The organism is Citrobacter sp. Cf087 (genome assembly GCF_030334285.1).
GTDB lineage: Bacteria > Pseudomonadota > Gammaproteobacteria > Enterobacterales > Enterobacteriaceae > Citrobacter > Citrobacter freundii.
In genome coordinates this window covers 14,412-34,589 of record NZ_JAOWED010000019.1, presented here as the reverse complement: position 1 = coordinate 34,589, position 20,178 = coordinate 14,412, and the positions used below count along the sequence as shown (strand labels likewise).

Sequence of the window (20,178 nt, the reverse complement as noted above, 5' to 3'; positions counted from 1 at the left end):
ATTTCACAACTTTAAATTAATGGGGTGGCTAATGGGATTCGAACCCACGACAACTGGAATCACAATCCAGGGCTCTACCAACTGAGCTATAGCCACCACTGCAAATCTTTTACGCGGTATTAAAACCACCGCAGCTCTGGCACCCTACTAAATGGTGCGCCCGACAGGATTCGAACCTGAGACCTCTGCCTCCGGAGGGCAGCGCTCTATCCAGCTGAGCTACGGGCGCTTAGCGCCGTTGCGGGGCTGGATATTACGGAGGTCTCGGTCTTCTGTCTAGTGCTTTTTTAAAATAAATTATCGTTTGGTCATGGTTTGTGCGTTTTGTCGCTTATTCCCGCAATTTATGGGCTGTGCCATGACGATTCAGACCAAAAACCTTATAAATGAACGTCACGGCCAACAAGAAACCCATGCCAACAAAAAGCGACATTCGGGTATCTTCATTAAAGTACATGCCAATTAATACGCAAATCAGGAACGCCATCGTCAAATAATTCGCCCAAGGGAACAGAATGGAGCGGAATGGATGACTGGCAATCGCCGCTTTATGCGCCTGACGGAAACGCAGCTGACTTATCAGGATCACAAACCACGGCACCATCCCCGGCAACACGCTGGCGCTATAGACATAAACAAACACGCGCTGCGGATTGGGAATGATGTAGTTCAGGCACGAACCAATCAGCAGGATCGCGATAGAAATGGCCACGCCGGCAACCGGTACGCCATGGCGAGAAACTTTCCCAACAGCGGCGGGGAGCTGGCGATTCTTGGCCAGCGCGTAGAGCATACGCCCACAGCTGTACATGCCACTGTTACAACCCGACAGCGCCGCCGTCAGGACCACAAAGTTAATAATCCCCGCCGCGGCGGTAATACCAATCTTGGCAAAGGTGAGAACAAACGGACTGCCGTTGCTGCCAATCTCGTTCCACGGGAAAATAGTGACGATAACAAAAATCGCACCAACGTAGAAAATCAGGATACGCCACAGCACTTTACCTACCGCGCTACGTAGCGTGACCTGTGGGTTCTTCGCTTCACCTGCAGTAATGCCAATCAGCTCCACGCCCTGGTAAGAAGCCACGACAATACACAATGCTGTCAGGAAGCCCTTCCAACCGCCGGCAAAGAAACCGCCGTGTTCGGTCAGGTTGCCAAAGCCGATCGCCTGACCGCCATTACCAAAACCGAAGAAAATCACCCCTAACCCAATGACGATCATCACAATGATGGTGGTCACTTTGATCATGGCAAACCAGAACTCAATTTCACCATACAAGCGAACTGCGGCGAGGTTCGCCAATGCAACCAGTCCGACCGCGATCAGTGCGGGTATCCATTGCGCCATTTCCGGGAACCAGAACTGGACGTACACCCCGATGGCGGTAATCTCTGAGATCCCCACCGCCATCCACATAAACCAGTATGACCAGGCGGTGAGATAGCCAAAGAAGGGGCTCATATAACGGTGAGCGTAAACAGCGAATGAACCGGCAACCGGCTCGAGGAATAACATCTCCCCCATAGAACGCATAATGAAAAATACGAACAGCCCGGCGACGATATACGCCAGCAGAACCGAAGGTCCCGCCCATTTCAGGGTACTGGCGGCCCCCATAAACAGCCCGACGCCAATAGTGCCCCCGAGGGCAATTAATTCGATGTGACGAGCCTCCAGCCCACGCTGTAGCTCAGGTTTGTTCTCGGCCATAAATCCTCTTGTTGTGTTTGCATGCTGTCCGGTATTACCGGTTCTCGTTATGGGTACATCTTGTTATGTCATAACAGGCTATACGACACCGACCGCTTAGCAGTTGGCGTCAAAACTCCACGGCACTGAAATGATTGTTGCGAATGGTTTCCTAAAATCGCTTAAATGGCAATTAAAGCATTCAAAAAATGAATATATTGTGCGAGAAAGCAGCGATTATGTTGTGAATAAGTAGCGTAATTAGCAGATCACGCTACTTATCAGAGGAGAGAGGGCGTCAGAGGTTGCCGGTATAGTGCCAGCGTAGATAGCGTAATAAGCGAAGTTGTCGAGTAATACGGCTCGGTTGCGACAATAAGCGATACAGCCACTCCAGTCCCAGATTTTGCCAGATTTTAGGCGCACGCTTAACGTGACCGGTAAAGACGTCGTAGGTGCCACCCACGCCCATATACAGCGCGTCAGGGTGAGTCTTGCGGCAATCACGCATAAAGATCTCTTGTTTCGGCGAACCCATCGCCACCGTCACAATTTGCGCGCCGCTGGCGTGAATACGCTCAAATAACGCCTGACGCTGCTCTGGGGTAAAATAACCATCCTGGCTACCCACAATGTTCACACGCCACTGTGCACGTAGTTTTGCCTCTGTTTGCGCCAGAACGTCAGGCTTGCCACCAACCAGGAAAACAGGCGTTCCGTTTTGCCCGGCTCGCGCCATCAGCGCTTCCCAAAGGTCAGCACCGGCCACACGTGAAACCTGCGCCTGTGGGAATTTTTTGCGCACCGAACGCACCACGCTAATCCCATCCGCATATTTGAACTCCGCGGCGTTGATCAGCTCCCTCACTTCAGGATTATCTTCTGCTGTCAGCATTTTCTCAGCGTTGATAGCCACCAGCGTTCCTGACCTGAGGTGTCCTTCGGCAAACAGGTAATTCAGCGCATGTTGCATATCGCGCCAGCCAATCAGTTGTAATCCGCGCAGCGAATACAGCGGCGCAGTTATGTTATCTGTCATTACGATCCTTCAATTTGTGTCCGGGGCAGCGACTTGATTCGTTTATGGATGAGTCCTGCGCTATCGAATAGCCAAAACAGCAGTTTTGCCATCAGTAGGCAAACGCCAAAAATCACGAGGAAAAAGACCACTCGCGAGACAAACGAATCCAGCCCTTCACGTGCCAACACGATCATATTGAAAATGGCGCCAAAACAGAAACTGTGCAAAATCGCCGCCTTATAGCGATTGGTTTCTTGGTTACCTAGCTCATACAGCCAGTCGAACCACTTGATAATGAGTCCAACGACAATCGCGCCTAATGGTATAAAAAGCGCCCCGCCCATCACCACCAGTGAACCAATTAACGTCGGCGAAATCGCCAGTCCCGAGTGGTTGTTCAACACTTCCCAGGTAAAGTAGTTCGCTGAGTTGAGTACAATACTCGGCCGCCCAGGCCACAGCCAGGAAGGGATAAAGACATAGAAGTCACGAACAATCGGCGCCAGCCCCTGGAACTCAATATTGTGGTAATTCTGCAGCAACAGCGCCAGGTTCTCCCACGGCGAGAAGGTGTCGCGCGTAAGGTACAGGAACGTATAGAACGCCTCATCGCCGCTAACGCTCATTCCGTAGCGCTTCAAGGCCAGCCAGAACATCCCGACAATACCCAGCACGCCTGCGGCGACCAACATCCACAGCGAAATCCAGCCGCGAATAATGCCGATAAACAAGAAGATGGCAAACGCGATTATGATATTGGCGCGCGTCCCGCCCACAATCATATAGGTCAGCAAACCAAACGCGACGGTGCTCACCAGGAAGAACAACCACGCTTTGCTGTCCTGACGCAGGAAATAAACCACCAGCATGGCCGGAATGAAGAAGTAGAAGAAACGCTTCAGAGCGACTCCAGAGACTTCGCTGGAAAAAATCTGGCTATAGGATTGCAGTCTGAACAGCAGGAATCCATTGTGCATAAAGAAGACGCCCACGCTCACCAGCGCAATCGCCATCAGGATAACCCAGGTCAAATGGGCTTCAACGCGATTGATGGTAAACAGCGGCCTGCGCGGCTTACCCTCTACTCGCTTACGCAATCGCGTTTTATACGTCACGTAGTAGACGGCATAGAAACAGGCTGCTGACAGCAAGGCCTGCAGCAGGATCTCCGGCGGAGCCACTGCCACATCAAAGCGGAACACCAGGATGCTGGTTAACGGGAATCCGAAGAAGAACGTCAGCAAGAACAACAATGAGAAGAAAACATTGAAGTTAAAACGTACGCGGCGGAACTCAAACCAGGTCAGCGTGGCGATAAACAAGGTGGAGAGCAGCCAGACTACCAGCAGACCGCTGAATTGCATCAGGCTCATACGGTTTCTCCTGAAGCAATGCGCAGCGCGTTATACCACGGCTGCAGATAATTCGGGCTAAAGAAGGTAATCGTGTTTTTATCTACCGATGCCAACTGGCGCTGCGCTTCACGTACGACGCCTTCATTGAGATCATCCGTGGTAAATAACACCGGAAGATTCTGTTCCACCATATCCTGCCAGAAGGGATTTTCACGGTTGAGCACGCACGGGATACCCGCCTGGATCAGCAAACACAGGGTACCGATCCCCTGCTGTCGGGCAAAAATAAAGTAACCCAAATCGCATTGCCGCAATAATGTTAGATAGGCATCAAATTCCAGCTTTTCACTTAAAATCTGCAGATTATCAGCGCTAAATAATGCCATACCGGCCTGGCGAACCTCGTCGATATAGGCCTCATTATTGGCGGGGTAACCCATCGGTACAATCACGTTCACCGTGTCGCCGAACTGCTGATGGACAGCACGCAGCGCGGCAACATGCTCATTGCTGCGATCGCCAGAGTTGCCAACCAGCACCGTCATCTTGCCGCTGCGCTGACAATCATTGCTCATGTTATTGAGTGAAGGATCCATTCGCGTTGGGAAATAGAGCAACTCACCCCGTACATGCGGATGTTGCTCGGCGAAATAACGTAAATCACCCCGCGTGGCAAATACGCAGCCCACGCGGTTCTGCGCCATGCGGCGAATCGGGTAAAACAGGCGGAATTTCAGCCCACTGGAGACTTCGTATAAATCAGCACCCCAGATATGCCAGTAAAACTGCGTCGGTTTAATTCCCCCGCTCAGCAGCGCCAACCACAGGCTGGTGTTGAACTGACCGTGGAAGAAGAATCGCTGTTGGCGATTCGCTTTTGCTTTCGCAATAACTGCTTCGGCTAACGCTTTTTTCCCGCTGTAGAAACTCAGCGATAACGCCGGGCAGCTCTCACTGAATCCCGCATCCTGACCGGCAACCATAAACGTGCGCGCGTGCTCGCTCGTCGCGGCAAGCGAGTCGTTGAAAAACCGCAGCACGGTTTGGTTATGGTGAGGGATATCCGATCCCAGAACGTGAATCAGTACAGTCATGCCCGCCTACGCCAGAGTAAAAACACGCCACAACAAAGAGAAAAATAGACGATGTACGTTGCCATATAAGCCTGTGCCGCTCCCAGCGAACCATGTGCAGGGATCAGCCAGTGAGCAAACACCGTCAATAACATGAACTGGCTAATTTCAGCCAAAATATAAAACCGCAGTGATGCTTTCGCGATCACCAGATACCCAAAGACATACGCCCCAACTTTTAGGACATCGCCAACCAGTTGCCAGGCAAACAGATCGCGCATGGCGGTGAATTTTGCGGAGAAAAGCAGCCAGATAGCAAAGTCACGCAGTAGCCAAACGGTAAAGCTCGCGGCGGCAACTGCTGGTAACACGAACTTCAGCGACTTAACCACCTCGCGCGTAATGTCGCGCTTTTCAGTCAGTCGCGACAACGTCGGCAGCAAGTAAACGCTGAATGAAGCGGTAATGAATTGCAGATAAGCATCAGAGATACTGCTTACCCCCTGCCAAATCCCCACATCATCCCAACTGTACTGCGCCGCCAGCAGGTTTCGCATCATCACGTATGCCACAGGCAACGTTACGGAGGTAATCAGCGCCATCAGCGTAAACTTGCTTAGCTGTCCAGCCAGACCGTTATCCCACGAGGGTTTCAGGTAATGCAGAGGAATCGCCCCGCGCTTAATCAGCATAATAGCGGCAGGGATAACGACCAACGCGGGCACTAACGCCAGACCCAGCAAAGCGCCTTCATACCCTCCCAGGCGATAACAGCCATAATAAGCCACTACGCCCACCAGACTACCCACAATCAGCGACAGCGCGTTACCCGCCGCATCGCGAAACCCCTTCATCAACGCCAGCAGCAGATTCGCCCAGGCAATGCCCATCTGCACCAGCGCAACCAGTCTTACCAGCCCCTGATAATGAGTATGACCAAACAATCCCTGACTGATTGGTGCGGCCGCCAGCAGAAAAATCACCGCCATCAGCGTAGAGAATCCCAGCACCATCGCGGAAGATGTACCGACGACCTTGCGGAGCCGGTTCGGATCGTCATGGTGCTGCGCAACATATTTCGTGACGCCGTTGAAAATGCCGGCCCCCGCCAGGACACCAAGCACGGTGACCATCTGGCGGAAGTTACCCGCCTGCCCCACGCCTGCCGGGCCAAACGACACCGCCAGCAGCTTCACGACCAGCAAACCCGCACCAATTTTTACCAGCGTACTGGCTGCCGTCCATAAGGACGCTTTAGCAAGCGACATTTCAGGCGAAGTAGTTGAGTAAGGTCGAAATTACCGTTCGCTGGTTGACCGGCGACAGGTTGTAGAACAGCGGTAAACGCAGCAAACGCTCGCTCTCTTTGGTGGTGTAACGATCAACACCGGCAAATACGCCGAATTTGTCGCCAGCCGGGCAATCATGCAGCGGGATATAGTGGAACACCGCCATAATTTCAGCTTCTTTCAGGAAGTTAATCAACGCCGTGCGATCGTCGATATCGCGCAGCTTGATGTAAAACATATGGGCGTTTTGCACGCAGTCTTCCGGTACAGAAGGCAGCTCGATACGTCCGGCACGCGCCAGCGGTTCAAGAGCATCATAGTAGTTCTGCCACAGCGCCAGACGCTGCTGGTTAATGCGGTCCGCCGCTTCCAGTTGCGCCCACAGATAGGCGGCCTGTAGATCGGACATCAAATAGCTGGAGCCGATATCACGCCAGGTATATTTATCTACCTGGCCACGGAAAAACTGGCTGCGGTTTGTCCCTTTTTCACGGATGATCTCTGCACGTTCGACTAATTTTTTATCATTAATCAGCGTCGCGCCGCCTTCACCACCTGCGGTATAATTTTTGGTCTCATGAAAGCTAAAGCAACCGATGTGACCAATCGTCCCCAGCGCCCGACCTTTGTAAGTCGACATAACGCCCTGGGCCGCATCTTCCACCACAAACAGGTTATGTTTGGTCGCCAGCGCCATAATAGTATCCATTTCGCAGGCCACGCCTGCGTAATGCACCGGCACAATAGCGCGGGTTTTGTCGGTGATCGCCGCTTCAATCAGCGTTTCGTCAATATTCATGGTATCCGGGCGGATATCAACAAAGACAATTTTCGCGCCTCGCAGCACGAAAGCATTGGCCGTGGAGACAAACGTATAGCTTGGCATAATGACTTCATCGCCAGGCTGGATATCCAGCAGCAATGCCGCCATCTCAAGCGATGCGGTGCATGAAGGCGTCAGCAATACTTTCTCGCTGCCAAAATGCTGTTCCAGCCACTGCTGGCAGCGACGGGTAAAACCGCCATCGCCACACAGTTTGCCGCTGTTCATCGCAGACTGCATGTAATCGAGTTCAGTGCCCACCACCGGCGGTGCGTTAAATGGAATCATCGTGTCACCTGTATAACCAATACGCGGTGCTTTCCACATTCGCACCACTGTGTATATAACGTTTAAGCGCGGCGGTATTGCCCATTTGGGTCGCCACACGCAGTGCTGTTTTACCGTGAGCCTGCGCCCAGCAAAGCGCGGCCTGCATCAGTTCTGCTCCCGCCCCACGCCCGGCTAGCAGGCCAATTCGCGCCTCGGTCGCATTCAGTTCACGCAGCGAGACATAGCCACGAATCTCACCTGTTGGTGTACGAAAAACGAGGCATTGATGATCGAACGTCCCCAGCACCGCGTTTTCAATCCACTGCGCATAAAAACGCGCGCTGGCATCTGCGGCATACCACGGGGCGCGAAAACGACTTTGCGCGAACGCCTGTCCTGCCAGATGGCGTAATGCAGGGATATCCGTAGTTTGTGCGACCTGCGCACCGGGGTCACCATGCGCACACGTCACTGGCAGCACAAAATCTACTTCACCTTCAACCAGTGAGAAGCCCATTTGTTGCAGGGCATCTAATGCTTGGGTATTGGCGGCAGGTATTTTTGCCTGTACCCGCGACCAGGGCTGCAACGCATCCGCAGTCAGAACCGACGCGTGTTGGTCAAAACGCACAATGGCGCTATGCACGCCAAAGAACGTATTTTCCCAGCTAAGCGGCTCAATACTGGCGCGGATTTTCACCGCCAGACCCCTTTGGTATCAACGACATATTGCTGGTGAACCGCATCGCCTTTAATGGCTTTAAATTCATTGTGGTCGACCAGCAAGACCAGTACATCGGCGCTTTCCAGGGCATCGCCCAGCGTTGCCAGTTGGCACAGACCGTCCAGTTTTTTCGGCAGTTGATGGATATTCGGTTCCACCACCAATGTTTCGCCTTTGTGCCAATGCGCGATACTTTGCGCAATTCCCATCGCCGGGCTTTCACGTAAATCATCAATATTCGGTTTAAATGCCAGACCAAAACAGGCAATTTTCACTTCGCTGGCCCGTTTATTGGTATCCGCCAGACAGTCGGCCACGGCTGCTTTTACCCGATCGACCACCCAATGAGGCTTACCGTCGTTTACCTCACGCGCGGTGCGAATCAATTTCGCCTGCTGCGGGTTCTGCGCCACGATAAACCACGGATCAACTGCGATACAGTGCCCGCCAACACCCGGACCCGGCTGCAAAATATTCACGCGCGGATGGCGATTTGCCAGGCGAATCAGTTCCCAGACGTTGATCCCCTGATCGGCGCAAATCAGCGACAACTCATTAGCGAAGGCGATATTGACGTCGCGGAAGCTATTTTCAGTCAGCTTGCACATTTCCGCAGTGCGGGCGTTGGTCACGACACATTCCCCTTCAAGGAAGATGTTGTACAGCTCACTGGCGCGTGCGGAACAGACGGAGGTCATGCCCCCAATCACGCGGTCGTTTTTAATCAGTTCAACCATCACCTGGCCCGGCAGCACACGTTCTGGACAATAAGCAATGTTAACGTCAGCCTGTTCACCGACCTGCTGCGGGAAAGTCAAATCAGGACGCATTTCAGCCAGCCATGTGGCCATCTGTTCGGTAGCCCCGACAGGCGACGTCGATTCAAGGATCACCAACGCGCCTTTTTTCAACACCGGTGCAAGAGACTTGGCTGCGGCTTCAACGTAGACCATATCGGGTTCGTGCTCCCCCTTAAACGGAGTAGGCACAGCAATCAGAAAGGCATCCGCATCTACAGGGGTTGTGGTCGCACGCAGAAATCCATTTTCGACCGCCGTTTTCACCACGGCGCCCAAATCTGGCTCAACGATATGAATTTCACCGCGATTAATGGTATCCACCGCGTGTTGATTTACATCTACGCCAATCACATGCTTTTGACGGGAAGCAAAGGCAGCCGCCGTCGGCAGTCCGATATAACCCAGCCCAATGACAGAAATGGTCGTAAAACTCATAGCGATATCCGATTATTTTTTAACGCGTGTAAAATGCGGCCACATGCCTGCCCGTCACCATACGGATTATGGGCGCGGCTCATGGTCTGATATTCATTATCGTCATGCAGCAAACGCGTGACTTCTTCGACAATACGCTGCGGGTCTGTCCCTACCAGACGTACTGTACCTGCAGTAATCGCTTCCGGACGTTCCGTCGTTTCGCGCATCACCAGTACCGGTTTCCCCAAAGATGGGGCTTCTTCCTGAATCCCACCGGAGTCGGTCAGGATCAGCCAGGCATGATTCATCAGCCAGACAAACGGCATGTAATCCTGCGGTTCAATCAGGATGACGTTTTCAACGTGACCCAGAATGCGATTCACCGGTTCGCTGACGTTAGGATTCAGGTGAACCGGATAAACAATCTGCACGTTCTGATTGGCCGCAGCAATTTCCGCCAGCGCATGGCAAATGCGTTCAAAACCGCGACCGAAGCTTTCCCGACGATGACCGGTCACCAGTATCATTTTTTTATCAGAGCTCAGGAAAGGATAATGCTCTGCTAATTCAGCACGCAATTTATCGTTCGCCAGTACGCGGTCGCGAACCCAGATCAACGCATCAATCACCGTATTGCCTGTGACGAAAATACGATTTTCGGGAATAGCTTCCCGTAACAAATTTTGGCGCGAGTTTTCTGTTGGCGCAAAATGATACATAGCCAGACGCCCGGTCAGCGTACGGTTCGCCTCTTCCGGCCAGGGAGAATAGAGATCACCAGTACGTAAACCAGCCTCTACATGCCCCACCGGGATGCGCTGATAGAACGCAGCCAGACTCGTGGCAATGGTCGTTGTGGTATCACCATGAACCAACACCACATCAGGTTTAAAATCAGCCAGAATTGGCTTTAATCCTTCCAGTATTCGGCAGGTGATTTCTGTTAGTCCCTGACCTGGCTGCATAATGTTGAGATCGTAGTCAGGTACAATGGAAAAGAGGTTCAACACCTGATCGAGCATCTCCCGATGCTGCGCCGTGACGCAAACTTTTGCCTCAAAATCAGGATCTTTTGCCAACGCATGAACCAGAGGTGCCATTTTTATGGCCTCCGGTCGCGTGCCAAATACAGTCAGTACTTTCACATCGATTCTCTTCGGATTGGCAGTGAGGGCCCAGCCCCTCACTGCAACGATATTGCTAGATCGTGCGGCGGCGGGTTAACGCGACACCAGCACCGATCAGAGCCCCAACGATGCCCCACATAATCATCAGGAAAGCACGACGAGGGCTGTCACGTTTTACCGGTTCTTCCGGCGTACGCAAATAACGATAGGTCTGAAAACGCGGATCCAGCGTTGGCCCAACGTTCAGTGTGTTAAGCATGGCCCGGTTTTGGAAGTAGTCCAGATCGAAATCAGGACCAACAGATTGCAGGTTCTCGAGTCGCGCCTGCAGCATAGGACGTCCAAGCAAGAACAGTTCAGAATCCGGTAATTCCTCAGCAGGAACATCCGTAGAAGTACGCGAAATATTATGCTGTTCCGCAATTTTGAGCGCCTGCTCAATGTTGTGAACACGGCGAGAGAAGATCGATTTCGCCACTTCCTCCTGACGTTTAACCTGCGCCTTCATCTGCACGGTGCGTGCAGCCCAGGCGCCCTTCAACTCATCATTCAGATGACGCGCTGCGCGCTGGCTGGCAAACGCCACGTACTGACGCAGCAAATTGTTGGCATCAGGCGCCGTCTCGGCAATCAGCTTCACGCTGTCGTTGGTATTACGAACCGCATCGCCAGGCATAAACTGAATGTTATTGATCAGTTCATCCAGCATCGCCGCATCGGCTTTGCTGTTACCCACCATACGTTGCTTGTAGTAATCTGTCTGCTGCCAGAATTCACGGCGCGTATCCCATGAGGCAAGCTGCATAATAAATTCTTTATAGGCTTCATCCATCACTGACGGTTGATCCGCAGATGCAAGACTGGCCTTGATGTCCAGGTTACGCAAAAACTGCTGCTGAGAGTAATAGCCGCCCAACATATTGACCGTTGGCCTGTCTGAAATCGCCGTCGCACTCCACTCCTGACGAGCAAAGAACGTATAGGCGAGAGCGACTAACGCGAAGGCGAGAGCCATACCGACGATCCACACCTTCCCTGTCCACAAAGTACGAAACAACCCACGGATGTCCAGTTCATTTTCAGCGCTCATGGCATGTTCCCCCGGTAATGGTTGTGTCATCGTACCCTCAATTTATTTGGTTAAGTTTGGTTTACTGTCACGGTTTCTACGCAACTTGCGCTTCCAGCGTTTGATAAATCTCGCCACCTTCCAGGCGCGTTTTATACAGATGTCGTACAGGACAAACGCCAGTAAAAAGAGCACCAACATCACCCATTCCGGGACAATACGAGAATATTCAGCCAACACGCCGATAGAAGCCAGGATCGCAGCAGCCAGCGTAATCAGGACAAAAGCCTGTCGGGAAGTAAACCCGGCGCGCATGATTAAATGGTGAATATGTTGGCGATCCGGGGAGAAAGGGCTCATGCCTTTACGTAAACGGCGATACATAATTGCCACCATATCCATTAACGGAATGGCAATAATCCACAGAGCCGTGACCGGGCTAATAGGATGCGTTGGCCCCTGGGTAGTCTCCAGCAGAATCCAAATCACCGTGAAGCCAATCAACGTACTTCCTGCATCCCCCATAAAGACTTTATAGCGGCGTCCGAGAATCCCCAGGTTCAGTAGGATGTAAGGCAGAATGGCGGCGATCATGGCAAAACACCAGATTGCCAGGCTTGTCTGGCCATCGAACCACAGAATAAGCCCCATCGCTGCGAATGAGACGCTGGATAGCCCACCGAGCAGACCATCGATCCCATCGACCATATTGAAGGCGTTAATCGCCGCCCAAACGGCAAACAGGGTCAGGAAATAACCAAAAGGACCGAGCACCATCTCCCAGGGGCCGAAAATATAGCCAAGGCTTAGCAGATAGAGTTTGCCCACTGACATCATAATGATGCCAATAAGGGCCTGGATGGTCGCGCGGATTTTTACACTGATATCAAAGCGGTCGTCCAGCGCACCAATAAACACCAGTACACCGGCACAAGCCAGGTAGAGAGTCGCATGCGGGATATAATAATCGGCGATGAGGAAGGTAAAGCAAATGCCTGCGTAAACCGAAATCCCCCCAACCAGCGGAATCAGTCCCTGATGACGTTTACGGAAGTTGGGTTTATCCACCAATCCAATCTTTTTCGCAACCTTGCGGGCAAAGAAAAGAAACAGCGTTGTGAATAAAAAAATACTGATGAGATCAGTACTTGCTGTCAGTAAATTCACTATACATGCTCTCAGAGAATATCAATATATGAAGTATAACCATCCGGGCGATTATTCAGAAGAGAAACCCGATTCCATATCAGGTGGTTCTGTATGATTATTAACCACAAAATACGAATTACAACCCTTCGTCACCAGGCGGTATGTCATACCGGATTATTATTATTGTGTCGTTAAGATTACATCCACAAAAGCAAAACGCCACGTAAAAACGTGGCGTTTTCAGATGATGCCTGAATCAGGAACGCTTCATCATATCGAAGAAGTCGTCATTGGTCTTGGTCATCGCCAGCTTGTTAATGAGGAACTCCATGGCGTCGATTTCACCCATCGGATGGATGATTTTACGCAGGATCCACATTTTCTGCAGCTCTTCCTGGGTGGTGAGCAACTCTTCTTTACGGGTACCGGAACGGTTGTAGTCGATAGCCGGGAAGACGCGTTTTTCAGCAATCTTACGAGAGAGGTGCAGTTCCATGTTGCCGGTACCTTTAAACTCTTCATAGATAACTTCATCCATTTTAGAGCCGGTATCAATCAGCGCAGTCGCGATGATGGTCAGGCTACCGCCCTCTTCCACGTTACGTGCAGCACCAAAGAAACGCTTCGGACGATGCAGGGCGTTGGCGTCCACACCACCGGTCAGTACTTTACCGGAAGCAGGAACCACGGTGTTATATGCACGTGCCAGACGGGTGATGGAGTCAAGCAGAATGATAACGTCTTTCTTGTGTTCAACCAGACGTTTCGCCTTCTCGATAACCATTTCCGCAACCTGAACGTGGCGGGAGGCTGGTTCGTCAAAAGTAGACGCAACCACTTCACCTTTCACCAGACGCTGCATCTCGGTAACTTCTTCCGGACGTTCGTCAATCAGCAGCACCATCAACACGCAGTCAGGATGATTGTATGCAATGCTCTGCGCGATGTTCTGCAGCAGCATGGTTTTACCCGCTTTCGGCGGAGCAACAATCAGACCACGTTGGCCACGACCGATCGGCGATGCCAAATCCAGTACACGTGCCGTTAAATCTTCAGTAGAACCGTTACCACGCTCCATACGCAGACGAGAGTTTGCGTGCAGCGGCGTTAAGTTCTCAAAGAGGATTTTGTTACGGGCGTTTTCTGGTTTGTCGTAGTTAACTTCGTTAACTTTCAACAGCGCAAAGTAGCGTTCACCTTCTTTCGGCGGGCGAATCTTACCAGAAATGGTATCACCAGTGCGGAGGTTGAAACGGCGGATTTGGCTGGGAGAAACGTAGATGTCATCAGGACCGGCGAGGTAGGAGCTGTCTGCAGAGCGGAGGAAACCAAATCCATCCTGCAATATCTCCAGCACACCGTCACCAAAGATATCTTCGCCACTCTTTGCGTGCTGCTTCAGGATGGCAAAAATAATGTCCTGCTTGCGCATACGAGCCAGGTTTTCAAGGCCCATATTTTCGCCGAGAGTGATCAGCTCAGAAACCGGCGTATTCTTTAATTCGGTAAGATTCATAATGGTGTGAGTTCTTAAACTTGGGGTAAATCTCGAACTTAATGTTGTGAATGGTATGGCAGGGTCATCCATGCCTGTTTACGGCCATCAACTCATGTCTGTTCGCTGTCTGGTCACAGGAAAGTACGCAGAACTGAAACGACAAGACGGATTGAGTGACAAGCCAGGAATCTGTCCACTTCTCGCGCGAGAAACAACGGGAAGTATTGGATATAACTAGATTCAAACTTAATAAGGTATGTTTAATACGAAGTCAACACTAACTTAGCACGACTCAAGTCGGGCGTCCAGTCATCCGAATCATTTCGAAGTATGGTCGCCCGATCATGAGACTTCCTTACGCTAAATTAGCGTCGAGGAATTCTTTCAACTGACCTTTGGACAGCGCGCCGACTTTTGTCGCCGCAACTTCGCCGTTTTTAAACAGCAACAGGGTCGGGATGCCACGGATACCATACTTCGGCGCGGTGCCTGGGTTTTGGTCAATGTTCAATTTAGCAACCGTCAGTTTGCCCTGATATTCGTCAGCGATTTCATCCAGAATCGGAGCGATCATTTTGCACGGACCGCACCACTCTGCCCAGAAATCAACGAGGATTGCTCCGTCCGCTTTGAGTACATCCGTGTCAAAACTGTCGTCAGTCAGGTGAATAATTTTATCGCTCATAATAACTCCACAGGAATAAGCCTGGTGCATTGGTGTAGCATTAATCAACGACGTGTTGATGTAGCATTAACCAACTAAAGGTTGACTTTATTTCACCGGATACGCTTTCGTAAAGCAATAGTAAGCTGATATTCTACCACACTATGAGCAAAACACATTTAACAGAACAGAAGTTTTCCGACTTCGCCCTGCACCCAAAGGTGATAGAAGCCCTTGAAAACAAAGGCTTTCATAACTGCACGCCCATTCAGGCCCTCGCGCTGCCGCTAACGCTGGCTGGTCGTGATGTTGCCGGGCAGGCGCAAACCGGTACCGGAAAAACGATGGCGTTCCTGACGTCAACGTTTCATTATCTTCTCTCTCATCCCGCGATTGCCGATCGCAAGGTGAACCAACCGCGTGCGTTAATTATGGCGCCAACGCGTGAGTTAGCCGTGCAGATCCACGCCGATGCCGAGCCGCTGGCACAGACCACTGGTCTGAAATTAGGCCTGGCGTATGGCGGCGACGGTTACGATAAACAGCTGAAAGTGCTGGAAAGCGGCGTCGATATTCTTATCGGCACGACCGGTCGTCTTATCGACTATGCAAAACAGAACCACATTAATCTGGGCGCGATTCAGGTCGTGGTGCTGGATGAAGCCGATCGTATGTACGATCTGGGCTTTATTAAAGATATCCGTTGGCTGTTCCGTCGTATGCCGCCAACCACCCAACGTCTGAATATGCTGTTTTCTGCAACCCTCTCTTATCGCGTTCGCGAACTGGCGTTCGAACAAATGAATAACGCTGAGTACGTTGAAGTCGAACCGGAACAGAAAACTGGCCATCGCATTAAAGAAGAGCTCTTCTACCCCTCCAACGAAGAGAAAATGCGTTTGCTGCAAACGCTGATTGAAGAAGAGTGGCCAGATCGCGCCATTGTTTTTGCTAACACCAAGCATCGTTGTGAAGATATCTGGGGCAGCCTTGCTGCAGACGGCCATCGTGTCGGTCTGCTGACCGGTGACGTGGCGCAGAAAAAACGTCTGCGAATCCTCGATGAATTCACCCGTGGCGATATCGACATTCTCGTTGCGACGGATGTTGCTGCACGTGGTCTGCATATCCCAGCCGTAACGCACGTATTTAACTATGACCTGCCGGATGACTGTGAAGATTACGTTCACCGTATTGGTCGTACCGGTCGTGCTGGTGCAAGCGGTCACTCTATCAGCCTCGCTTGTGAAGAGTACGCGCTGAATTTACCCGCAATTGAGACCTATATCGGCCACTCGATTCCGGTCAGCAAATATAACCCGGATGCGCTGATGACCGATCTGCCGAAGCCTTTGCGCTTAACGCGCCCGCGCACAGGCAATGGCCCACGCCGTACCGGTGGTGCTCCGCGTAATCGTCGTCGTTCAGGTTAAGAAAAGTTATGCCATACACAAAATCATTCAGCCTGTATCAAGGCGGCAAGAAAACGAATCCTGATGAACCTACTTTAGTAAGTGATTCGGGTGAGAGAACGCAGCCAACACAGATACAGGTTGAAGGATGAAGTGTATGAATTCTACTTCGCTGTATGCGGCAATCGATCTCGGATCAAATAGTTTTCATATGCTGGTTGTACGCGAGGTGGCAGGAAGCATCCAGACGCTCACTCGTATCAAACGCAAAGTGCGTCTGGCTGCTGGACTCAACGGTGACAACGAGCTCTCTGTTGAAGCAATGGAGCGCGGCTGGCAATGTTTGCGCCTGTTTGCAGAACGTCTGCAGGATATCCCGCATCCACAAATCCGCGTGGTCGCCACGGCAACATTACGCATCGCCGTAAATGCCGATGTGTTTATTGCTAAAGCGCAAGAGATCCTCGGCTGCCCTGTCCAGGTGATTAGCGGTGAAGAAGAAGCGCGCCTGATTTATCAAGGTGTGGCCCACACTACCGGCGGCGCAGATCAGCGTCTGGTCGTCGACATTGGCGGGGCCAGCACAGAGTTGGTTACAGGTTCTGGCGCGCAAACCACTTCCCTGTTCAGCCTGTCAATGGGCTGCGTCACCTGGCTCGAACGCTATTTTACCGATCGTAATCTGGCACAGGAAAACTTTGACGAGGCCGAGAAAGCCGCTCGCGAAGTTCTGCGCCCGGTCGCCGACAAACTGCGTTTTCATGGCTGGAAAGTTTGCGTTGGTGCCTCTGGCACCGTCCAGGCGTTGCAGGAAATCATGATGGCGCAGGGCATGGATGAGCGCATTACGCTGGCCAAACTTCAGCAGCTTAAGCAGCGTGCCATTCACTGCGGTCGTCTGGAAGAGCTGGAAATCGAAGGGTTAACGCTGGAACGTGCGCTGGTTTTCCCCAGCGGGCTGGCCATTCTGATTGCTATTTTCACCGAACTAAACATTCAATGCATGACCCTGGCCGGCGGCGCATTACGTGAAGGTCTGGTCTACGGTATGCTGCATCTGGCGGTGGATCAGGATATTCGTAGCCGCACATTACGCAATATCCAGCGCCGCTTTATGGTCGATACAGAGCAAGCACATCGTGTTGCCAATTTAGCGACTAAATTTCTCGATCAGGTAGAAAAAAAGTGGCATCTTGAACCGATTAGCCGCGAACTACTGATTAGTGCCTGTCAGTTGCATGAAATTGGCCTAAGCGTTGATTTTAAACAGGCACCACAGCATGCCGCTTATCTGGTGCGCAATCTCGATCTTCCGGGTTTTACACCTGCGCAAAAGAAACTGCTAGCGACGCTGTTACTCAACCAGACCAATCCCGTCGATCTCTCTTCGCTCCACCAGCAAAACGCAGTGCCACCGCGCATCGCGGAGCATCTTTGTCGTTTGCTACGCCTGGCGATCATTTTCGCCAGTCGTCGCCGTGACGATCTTGTGCCGGAAATTCAACTGGATGCAAGAAACGAGCACCTGACGGTCACTCTACCAGAAGGCTGGCTGGAACATCATCCGCTGGGTAAAGAGTTAATCGATCAGGAAAGCCAGTGGCAAAGCTATGTCCATTGGCCGCTGGACGTTCATTAGATGTTGGTTGCCGGATAGTGCTTACACATATCCGGCCCATAAAATACCTACTTCGCTTTAGCTTTCGCCATCATTGCCCGAATATTAGCGATGCTGGCCTGACCTTTTTGCATCCGTTCCTCTGCGCTCACCACTTTTCGCTCTTGCTCCCAGATAACGTCATCCTGTGGCAGCTCCAGAAGGAAACGACTCGGTTCCGGACGCACCAGCTCACCGTACTGACGACGCTCTTTACATAGCGTGAAGATGAGCTCTTTTTGTGCACGCGTAATCCCTACATAAGCCAGACGACGTTCTTCGTCGATATTGTCTTCATCGATACTGCTCTGGTGCGGCAAAAATCCTTCTTCCATTCCCACCATAAACACGTATGGAAACTCCAGCCCTTTTGAGGCATGCAGTGTCATCAATTGCACCTGATCCAGCTCTTCTTCACTCTCTCCACGTTCCATCATGTCGCGTAGGGTAAAGCGGGTAACAACCTGGGTCAGGGTCATTGGCTCTTCCAGCTCACTGCCTTCCAGCATCTCCGTCATCCAACTGAACAGCGTATTGACGTTTTTCATACGCATTTCAGCCGCTTTCGGGCTCGGCGAGGTTTCATACAGCCAGGATTCGTAATCAATACCGTGGATAAGATCGCGCACAGCGGCAACCGGCTCACGCTCCGCCAGACGCTGAATTACCCCCAGCCAGTGCGTAAAGCGAGTCAGAGAATCATACCCGCGCCCGGTCAGTGTCTGGCTAAGCCCCATATCAAAGCTGGCGGTAAACAGGCTTTTATTACGTGTCATCGCCCATTCCCCCAACTTTTGCAGCGTGGCCGGGCCGATTTCACGTTTTGGCGTGTTTACGATCCGCAAAAATGCGCTATCGTCATCCGGGTTGCTCAGCACGCGCAGATAAGCCAGCAGATCTTTAATCTCCGGACGCGAGAAGAACGACGTTCCGCCGGAAATTTTGTACGGGATACGGTTCTGCATTAGAAACTTTTCGAACACGCGCGACTGATGATTACCGCGATACAGGATGGCGTAGTCTTTATACTGCGTCTTGTTCACAAAATGATGGGCAATTAATTCCCCGGTCACGCGTTCCGCTTCGTGCTCTTCATTATTGGCACTCAGTACCTTCAGTTCAGCACCGTAACCCAACTCGGAAAAGAGTCGCTTTTCAAAGACGTGTGGATTGTTCGCAATAAGGATGTTCGCCGCCTTCAGGATGCGACCTGATGAACGGTAGTTTTGCTCCAGCTTCACCACCTGCAAAGCCGGAAAATCTTTGCTTAACAGTACCAGGTTCTGTGGACGGGCGCCGCGCCAGGAGTAGATCGACTGATCGTCATCGCCCACGACGGTAAAGCGCGCGCGTTTACCTACCAGCAACTTCACCAGCTCGTACTGGCTGGTGTTGGTATCCTGATATTCATCCACCAGCAGGTAGCGGATTCTGTTTTGCCAGCGCTCACGCACTTCTTCATTGCGCTGTAGCAGCAGCGTGGGAAGCAGGATCAGATCGTCAAAATCGAGGACGTTACACGCCTTCATATGCGCGTCATACAGACCATAGCAGTGGGCAAAAATACGATCGCGCTCGCCCTTGGCGCTGGCTGCCGCCTGTGCCGGAGTCATCAGATCGTTTTTCCAGTTGGAGATCGTCGAGATCAACTGCTGGAGGATAAGCTTATCGTCTTCGATTAGCCCTTCGGTCAGTTCCTTAAGCAAGGCCACCTGGTCAGTATCGTCAAACAACGAGAAGTTCGACTTCATCCCCAGCGCCGCATATTCACGCTTAATGATATCCAGTCCCAGGGTGTGGAAGGTGGAGATCATCAACCCACGCGCCTCTTTACGACCCAGCGTTTGCGCCACGCGCTCTTTCATCTCGCGCGCAGCCTTATTGGTAAAGGTCACGGCCGCAATATGGCGTGCCTGATAACCACATTCACGGATCAGATGGGCGATTTTGTTGGTGATAACACGCGTCTTGCCGGAACCCGCTCCCGCCAGCACCAGGCAAGGTCCGGTGACGAATTCGACGGCTTGTTGTTGTCCGGGGTTCAAACGCATAAAGGGTCACTCATGAAAGTCGGGAGGGGAGAATAACAGCGTGGTAGTATAGCCAGCCTTAACCACCCCACTCAAGGCACGAT

17 protein-coding genes and 2 tRNA genes are annotated in these 20,178 nt (G+C 51.9%); 2 read left to right on the top strand and 17 right to left on the bottom strand.

Translation table 11 applies throughout. The features are described from left to right. Nucleotides 1–20: 20 nt before the first annotated feature. The 16 genes from OGV57_RS01055 to trxA all read right to left on the bottom strand — a co-directional run bounded on the left by OGV57_RS01055 (nt 21) and on the right by trxA (nt 14,996). Nucleotides 21–96: transfer RNA gene (locus OGV57_RS01055), tRNA-His, on the bottom strand. A 56-nt stretch (nt 97–152) separates the two neighbouring features. Then, nucleotides 153–229, bottom strand: a tRNA-Arg gene (locus tag OGV57_RS01050). A 102-nt stretch (nt 230–331) separates the two neighbouring features. After that, nucleotides 332–1,717 carry a bifunctional threonine/serine APC transporter ThrP gene (gene thrP, locus OGV57_RS01045; protein WP_003017961.1) on the bottom strand — a complete coding sequence of 462 codons (1,386 nt, stop codon included), beginning with the start codon at nt 1,715–1,717 and terminating at the stop codon, nt 332–334. Nucleotides 1,718–1,994: 277 nt separating this feature from the next. Beyond that, nucleotides 1,995–2,735 carry a lipopolysaccharide N-acetylmannosaminouronosyltransferase gene (gene wecG, locus OGV57_RS01040; RefSeq protein WP_054528918.1) on the bottom strand — a complete coding sequence of 247 codons (741 nt, stop codon included), beginning with the start codon at nt 2,733–2,735 and terminating at the stop codon, nt 1,995–1,997. After that, on the bottom strand, nt 2,735–4,090 hold the full coding sequence (gene wzyE / locus OGV57_RS01035; protein ID WP_003017967.1) for an ECA oligosaccharide polymerase: 1,356 nt from the start codon (nt 4,088–4,090) through the stop codon (nt 2,735–2,737). Before wzyE ends, wecG begins: the two co-directional genes overlap by 1 nt. Next, complete coding sequence (locus OGV57_RS01030; protein ID WP_054528917.1) at nt 4,087–5,166, bottom strand: TDP-N-acetylfucosamine:lipid II N-acetylfucosaminyltransferase; 1,080 nt, start codon at nt 5,164–5,166, stop codon at nt 4,087–4,089. Before OGV57_RS01030 ends, wzyE begins: the two co-directional genes overlap by 4 nt. Beyond that, complete coding sequence (gene wzxE, locus OGV57_RS01025) at nt 5,163–6,413, bottom strand: lipid III flippase WzxE (protein ID WP_054528916.1); 1,251 nt, start codon at nt 6,411–6,413, stop codon at nt 5,163–5,165. The genes OGV57_RS01030 and wzxE overlap by 4 nt, the downstream gene beginning before the upstream one ends. 1 nt (nt 6,414) lies before the next feature. Beyond that, nucleotides 6,415–7,545 (bottom strand): dTDP-4-amino-4,6-dideoxygalactose transaminase, encoded by a 1,131-nt coding sequence (rffA, locus tag OGV57_RS01020; protein ID WP_044714765.1) that lies wholly within the window; start codon nt 7,543–7,545, stop codon nt 6,415–6,417. Between the two features lie 4 nt (nt 7,546–7,549). Then, nucleotides 7,550–8,227, bottom strand: a complete 678-nt coding sequence (rffC, locus tag OGV57_RS01015; protein WP_032938460.1) for a dTDP-4-amino-4,6-dideoxy-D-galactose acyltransferase — start codon at nt 8,225–8,227, stop codon at nt 7,550–7,552. Further along, on the bottom strand, nt 8,224–9,486 hold the full coding sequence (gene wecC, locus OGV57_RS01010; protein ID WP_003841190.1) for a UDP-N-acetyl-D-mannosamine dehydrogenase: 1,263 nt from the start codon (nt 9,484–9,486) through the stop codon (nt 8,224–8,226). The genes rffC and wecC overlap by 4 nt, the downstream gene beginning before the upstream one ends. Then, on the bottom strand, nt 9,483–10,613 hold the full coding sequence (wecB, locus tag OGV57_RS01005; RefSeq protein ID WP_003841188.1) for a non-hydrolyzing UDP-N-acetylglucosamine 2-epimerase: 1,131 nt from the start codon (nt 10,611–10,613) through the stop codon (nt 9,483–9,485). The genes wecC and wecB overlap by 4 nt, the downstream gene beginning before the upstream one ends. A 55-nt stretch (nt 10,614–10,668) precedes the next feature. Next, entirely contained in the window at nt 10,669–11,715 is a 1,047-nt protein-coding gene (wzzE, locus tag OGV57_RS01000) for an ECA polysaccharide chain length modulation protein (protein ID WP_003829003.1), read from the bottom strand. A gap of 12 nt (nt 11,716–11,727) precedes the next feature. Beyond that, nucleotides 11,728–12,831: a UDP-N-acetylglucosamine--undecaprenyl-phosphate N-acetylglucosaminephosphotransferase gene (gene wecA / locus OGV57_RS00995; protein ID WP_003017991.1), complete on the bottom strand. Its 1,104-nt coding sequence runs from the start codon at nt 12,829–12,831 to the stop codon at nt 11,728–11,730. 238 nt (nt 12,832–13,069) lie between these two features. Beyond that, nucleotides 13,070–14,329, bottom strand: coding sequence for a transcription termination factor Rho (gene rho / locus OGV57_RS00990; protein WP_002437993.1), 1,260 nt, complete (start codon nt 14,327–14,329; stop codon nt 13,070–13,072). An 87-nt stretch (nt 14,330–14,416) separates the two neighbouring features. After that, nucleotides 14,417–14,536 (bottom strand): rho operon leader peptide, encoded by a 120-nt coding sequence (locus tag OGV57_RS00985; RefSeq protein WP_049259789.1) that lies wholly within the window; start codon nt 14,534–14,536, stop codon nt 14,417–14,419. A gap of 130 nt (nt 14,537–14,666) precedes the next feature. Continuing rightward, entirely contained in the window at nt 14,667–14,996 is a 330-nt protein-coding gene (trxA, locus tag OGV57_RS00980; RefSeq protein ID WP_001280776.1) for a thioredoxin TrxA, read from the bottom strand. A gap of 143 nt (nt 14,997–15,139) precedes the next feature. On the opposite strand from trxA, the gene rhlB reads away from it, so the two are divergent. Beyond that, nucleotides 15,140–16,408, top strand: a complete 1,269-nt coding sequence (gene rhlB, locus OGV57_RS00975) for an ATP-dependent RNA helicase RhlB (RefSeq protein WP_003017994.1) — start codon at nt 15,140–15,142, stop codon at nt 16,406–16,408. Between the two features lie 136 nt (nt 16,409–16,544). Continuing rightward, the gene (gene gppA, locus OGV57_RS00970) at nt 16,545–18,026 is read left to right on the top strand and encodes a guanosine-5'-triphosphate,3'-diphosphate diphosphatase (protein ID WP_003017996.1); all 1,482 of its coding nucleotides are present in this window, start codon (nt 16,545–16,547) and stop codon (nt 18,024–18,026) included. A gap of 47 nt (nt 18,027–18,073) precedes the next feature. Here the strand turns inward: gppA and rep are convergent, their stop codons facing one another. Further along, nucleotides 18,074–20,095 carry a DNA helicase Rep gene (rep, locus tag OGV57_RS00965; RefSeq protein WP_054528915.1) on the bottom strand — a complete coding sequence of 674 codons (2,022 nt, stop codon included), beginning with the start codon at nt 20,093–20,095 and terminating at the stop codon, nt 18,074–18,076. Nucleotides 20,096–20,178 lie beyond the last annotated feature (83 nt).

What these genes read in the sequence shown, in the direction of transcription:
- wzxE (WP_054528916.1), bottom strand. Translation starts at nt 6,413, where the DNA reads ATGTCGCTTGCTAAAGCGTCCTTATGGACGGCAGCCAGTACGCTGGTA.
- OGV57_RS01030 (WP_054528917.1), bottom strand. Translation starts at nt 5,166, where the DNA reads ATGACTGTACTGATTCACGTTCTGGGATCGGATATCCCTCACCATAAC.
- rho (WP_002437993.1), bottom strand. Translation starts at nt 14,329, where the DNA reads ATGAATCTTACCGAATTAAAGAATACGCCGGTTTCTGAGCTGATCACT.
- wzyE (WP_003017967.1), bottom strand. Translation starts at nt 4,090, where the DNA reads ATGAGCCTGATGCAATTCAGCGGTCTGCTGGTAGTCTGGCTGCTCTCC.
- wzzE (WP_003829003.1), bottom strand. Translation starts at nt 11,715, where the DNA reads ATGACACAACCATTACCGGGGGAACATGCCATGAGCGCTGAAAATGAA.
- rhlB (WP_003017994.1), top strand. Translation starts at nt 15,140, where the DNA reads ATGAGCAAAACACATTTAACAGAACAGAAGTTTTCCGACTTCGCCCTG.
- trxA (WP_001280776.1), bottom strand. Translation starts at nt 14,996, where the DNA reads ATGAGCGATAAAATTATTCACCTGACTGACGACAGTTTTGACACGGAT.
- wecC (WP_003841190.1), bottom strand. Translation starts at nt 9,486, where the DNA reads ATGAGTTTTACGACCATTTCTGTCATTGGGCTGGGTTATATCGGACTG.
- wecG (WP_054528918.1), bottom strand. Translation starts at nt 2,735, where the DNA reads ATGACAGATAACATAACTGCGCCGCTGTATTCGCTGCGCGGATTACAA.
- gppA (WP_003017996.1), top strand. Translation starts at nt 16,545, where the DNA reads ATGAATTCTACTTCGCTGTATGCGGCAATCGATCTCGGATCAAATAGT.
- rep (WP_054528915.1), bottom strand. Translation starts at nt 20,095, where the DNA reads ATGCGTTTGAACCCCGGACAACAACAAGCCGTCGAATTCGTCACCGGA.
- thrP (WP_003017961.1), bottom strand. Translation starts at nt 1,717, where the DNA reads ATGGCCGAGAACAAACCTGAGCTACAGCGTGGGCTGGAGGCTCGTCAC.
- rffA (WP_044714765.1), bottom strand. Translation starts at nt 7,545, where the DNA reads ATGATTCCATTTAACGCACCGCCGGTGGTGGGCACTGAACTCGATTAC.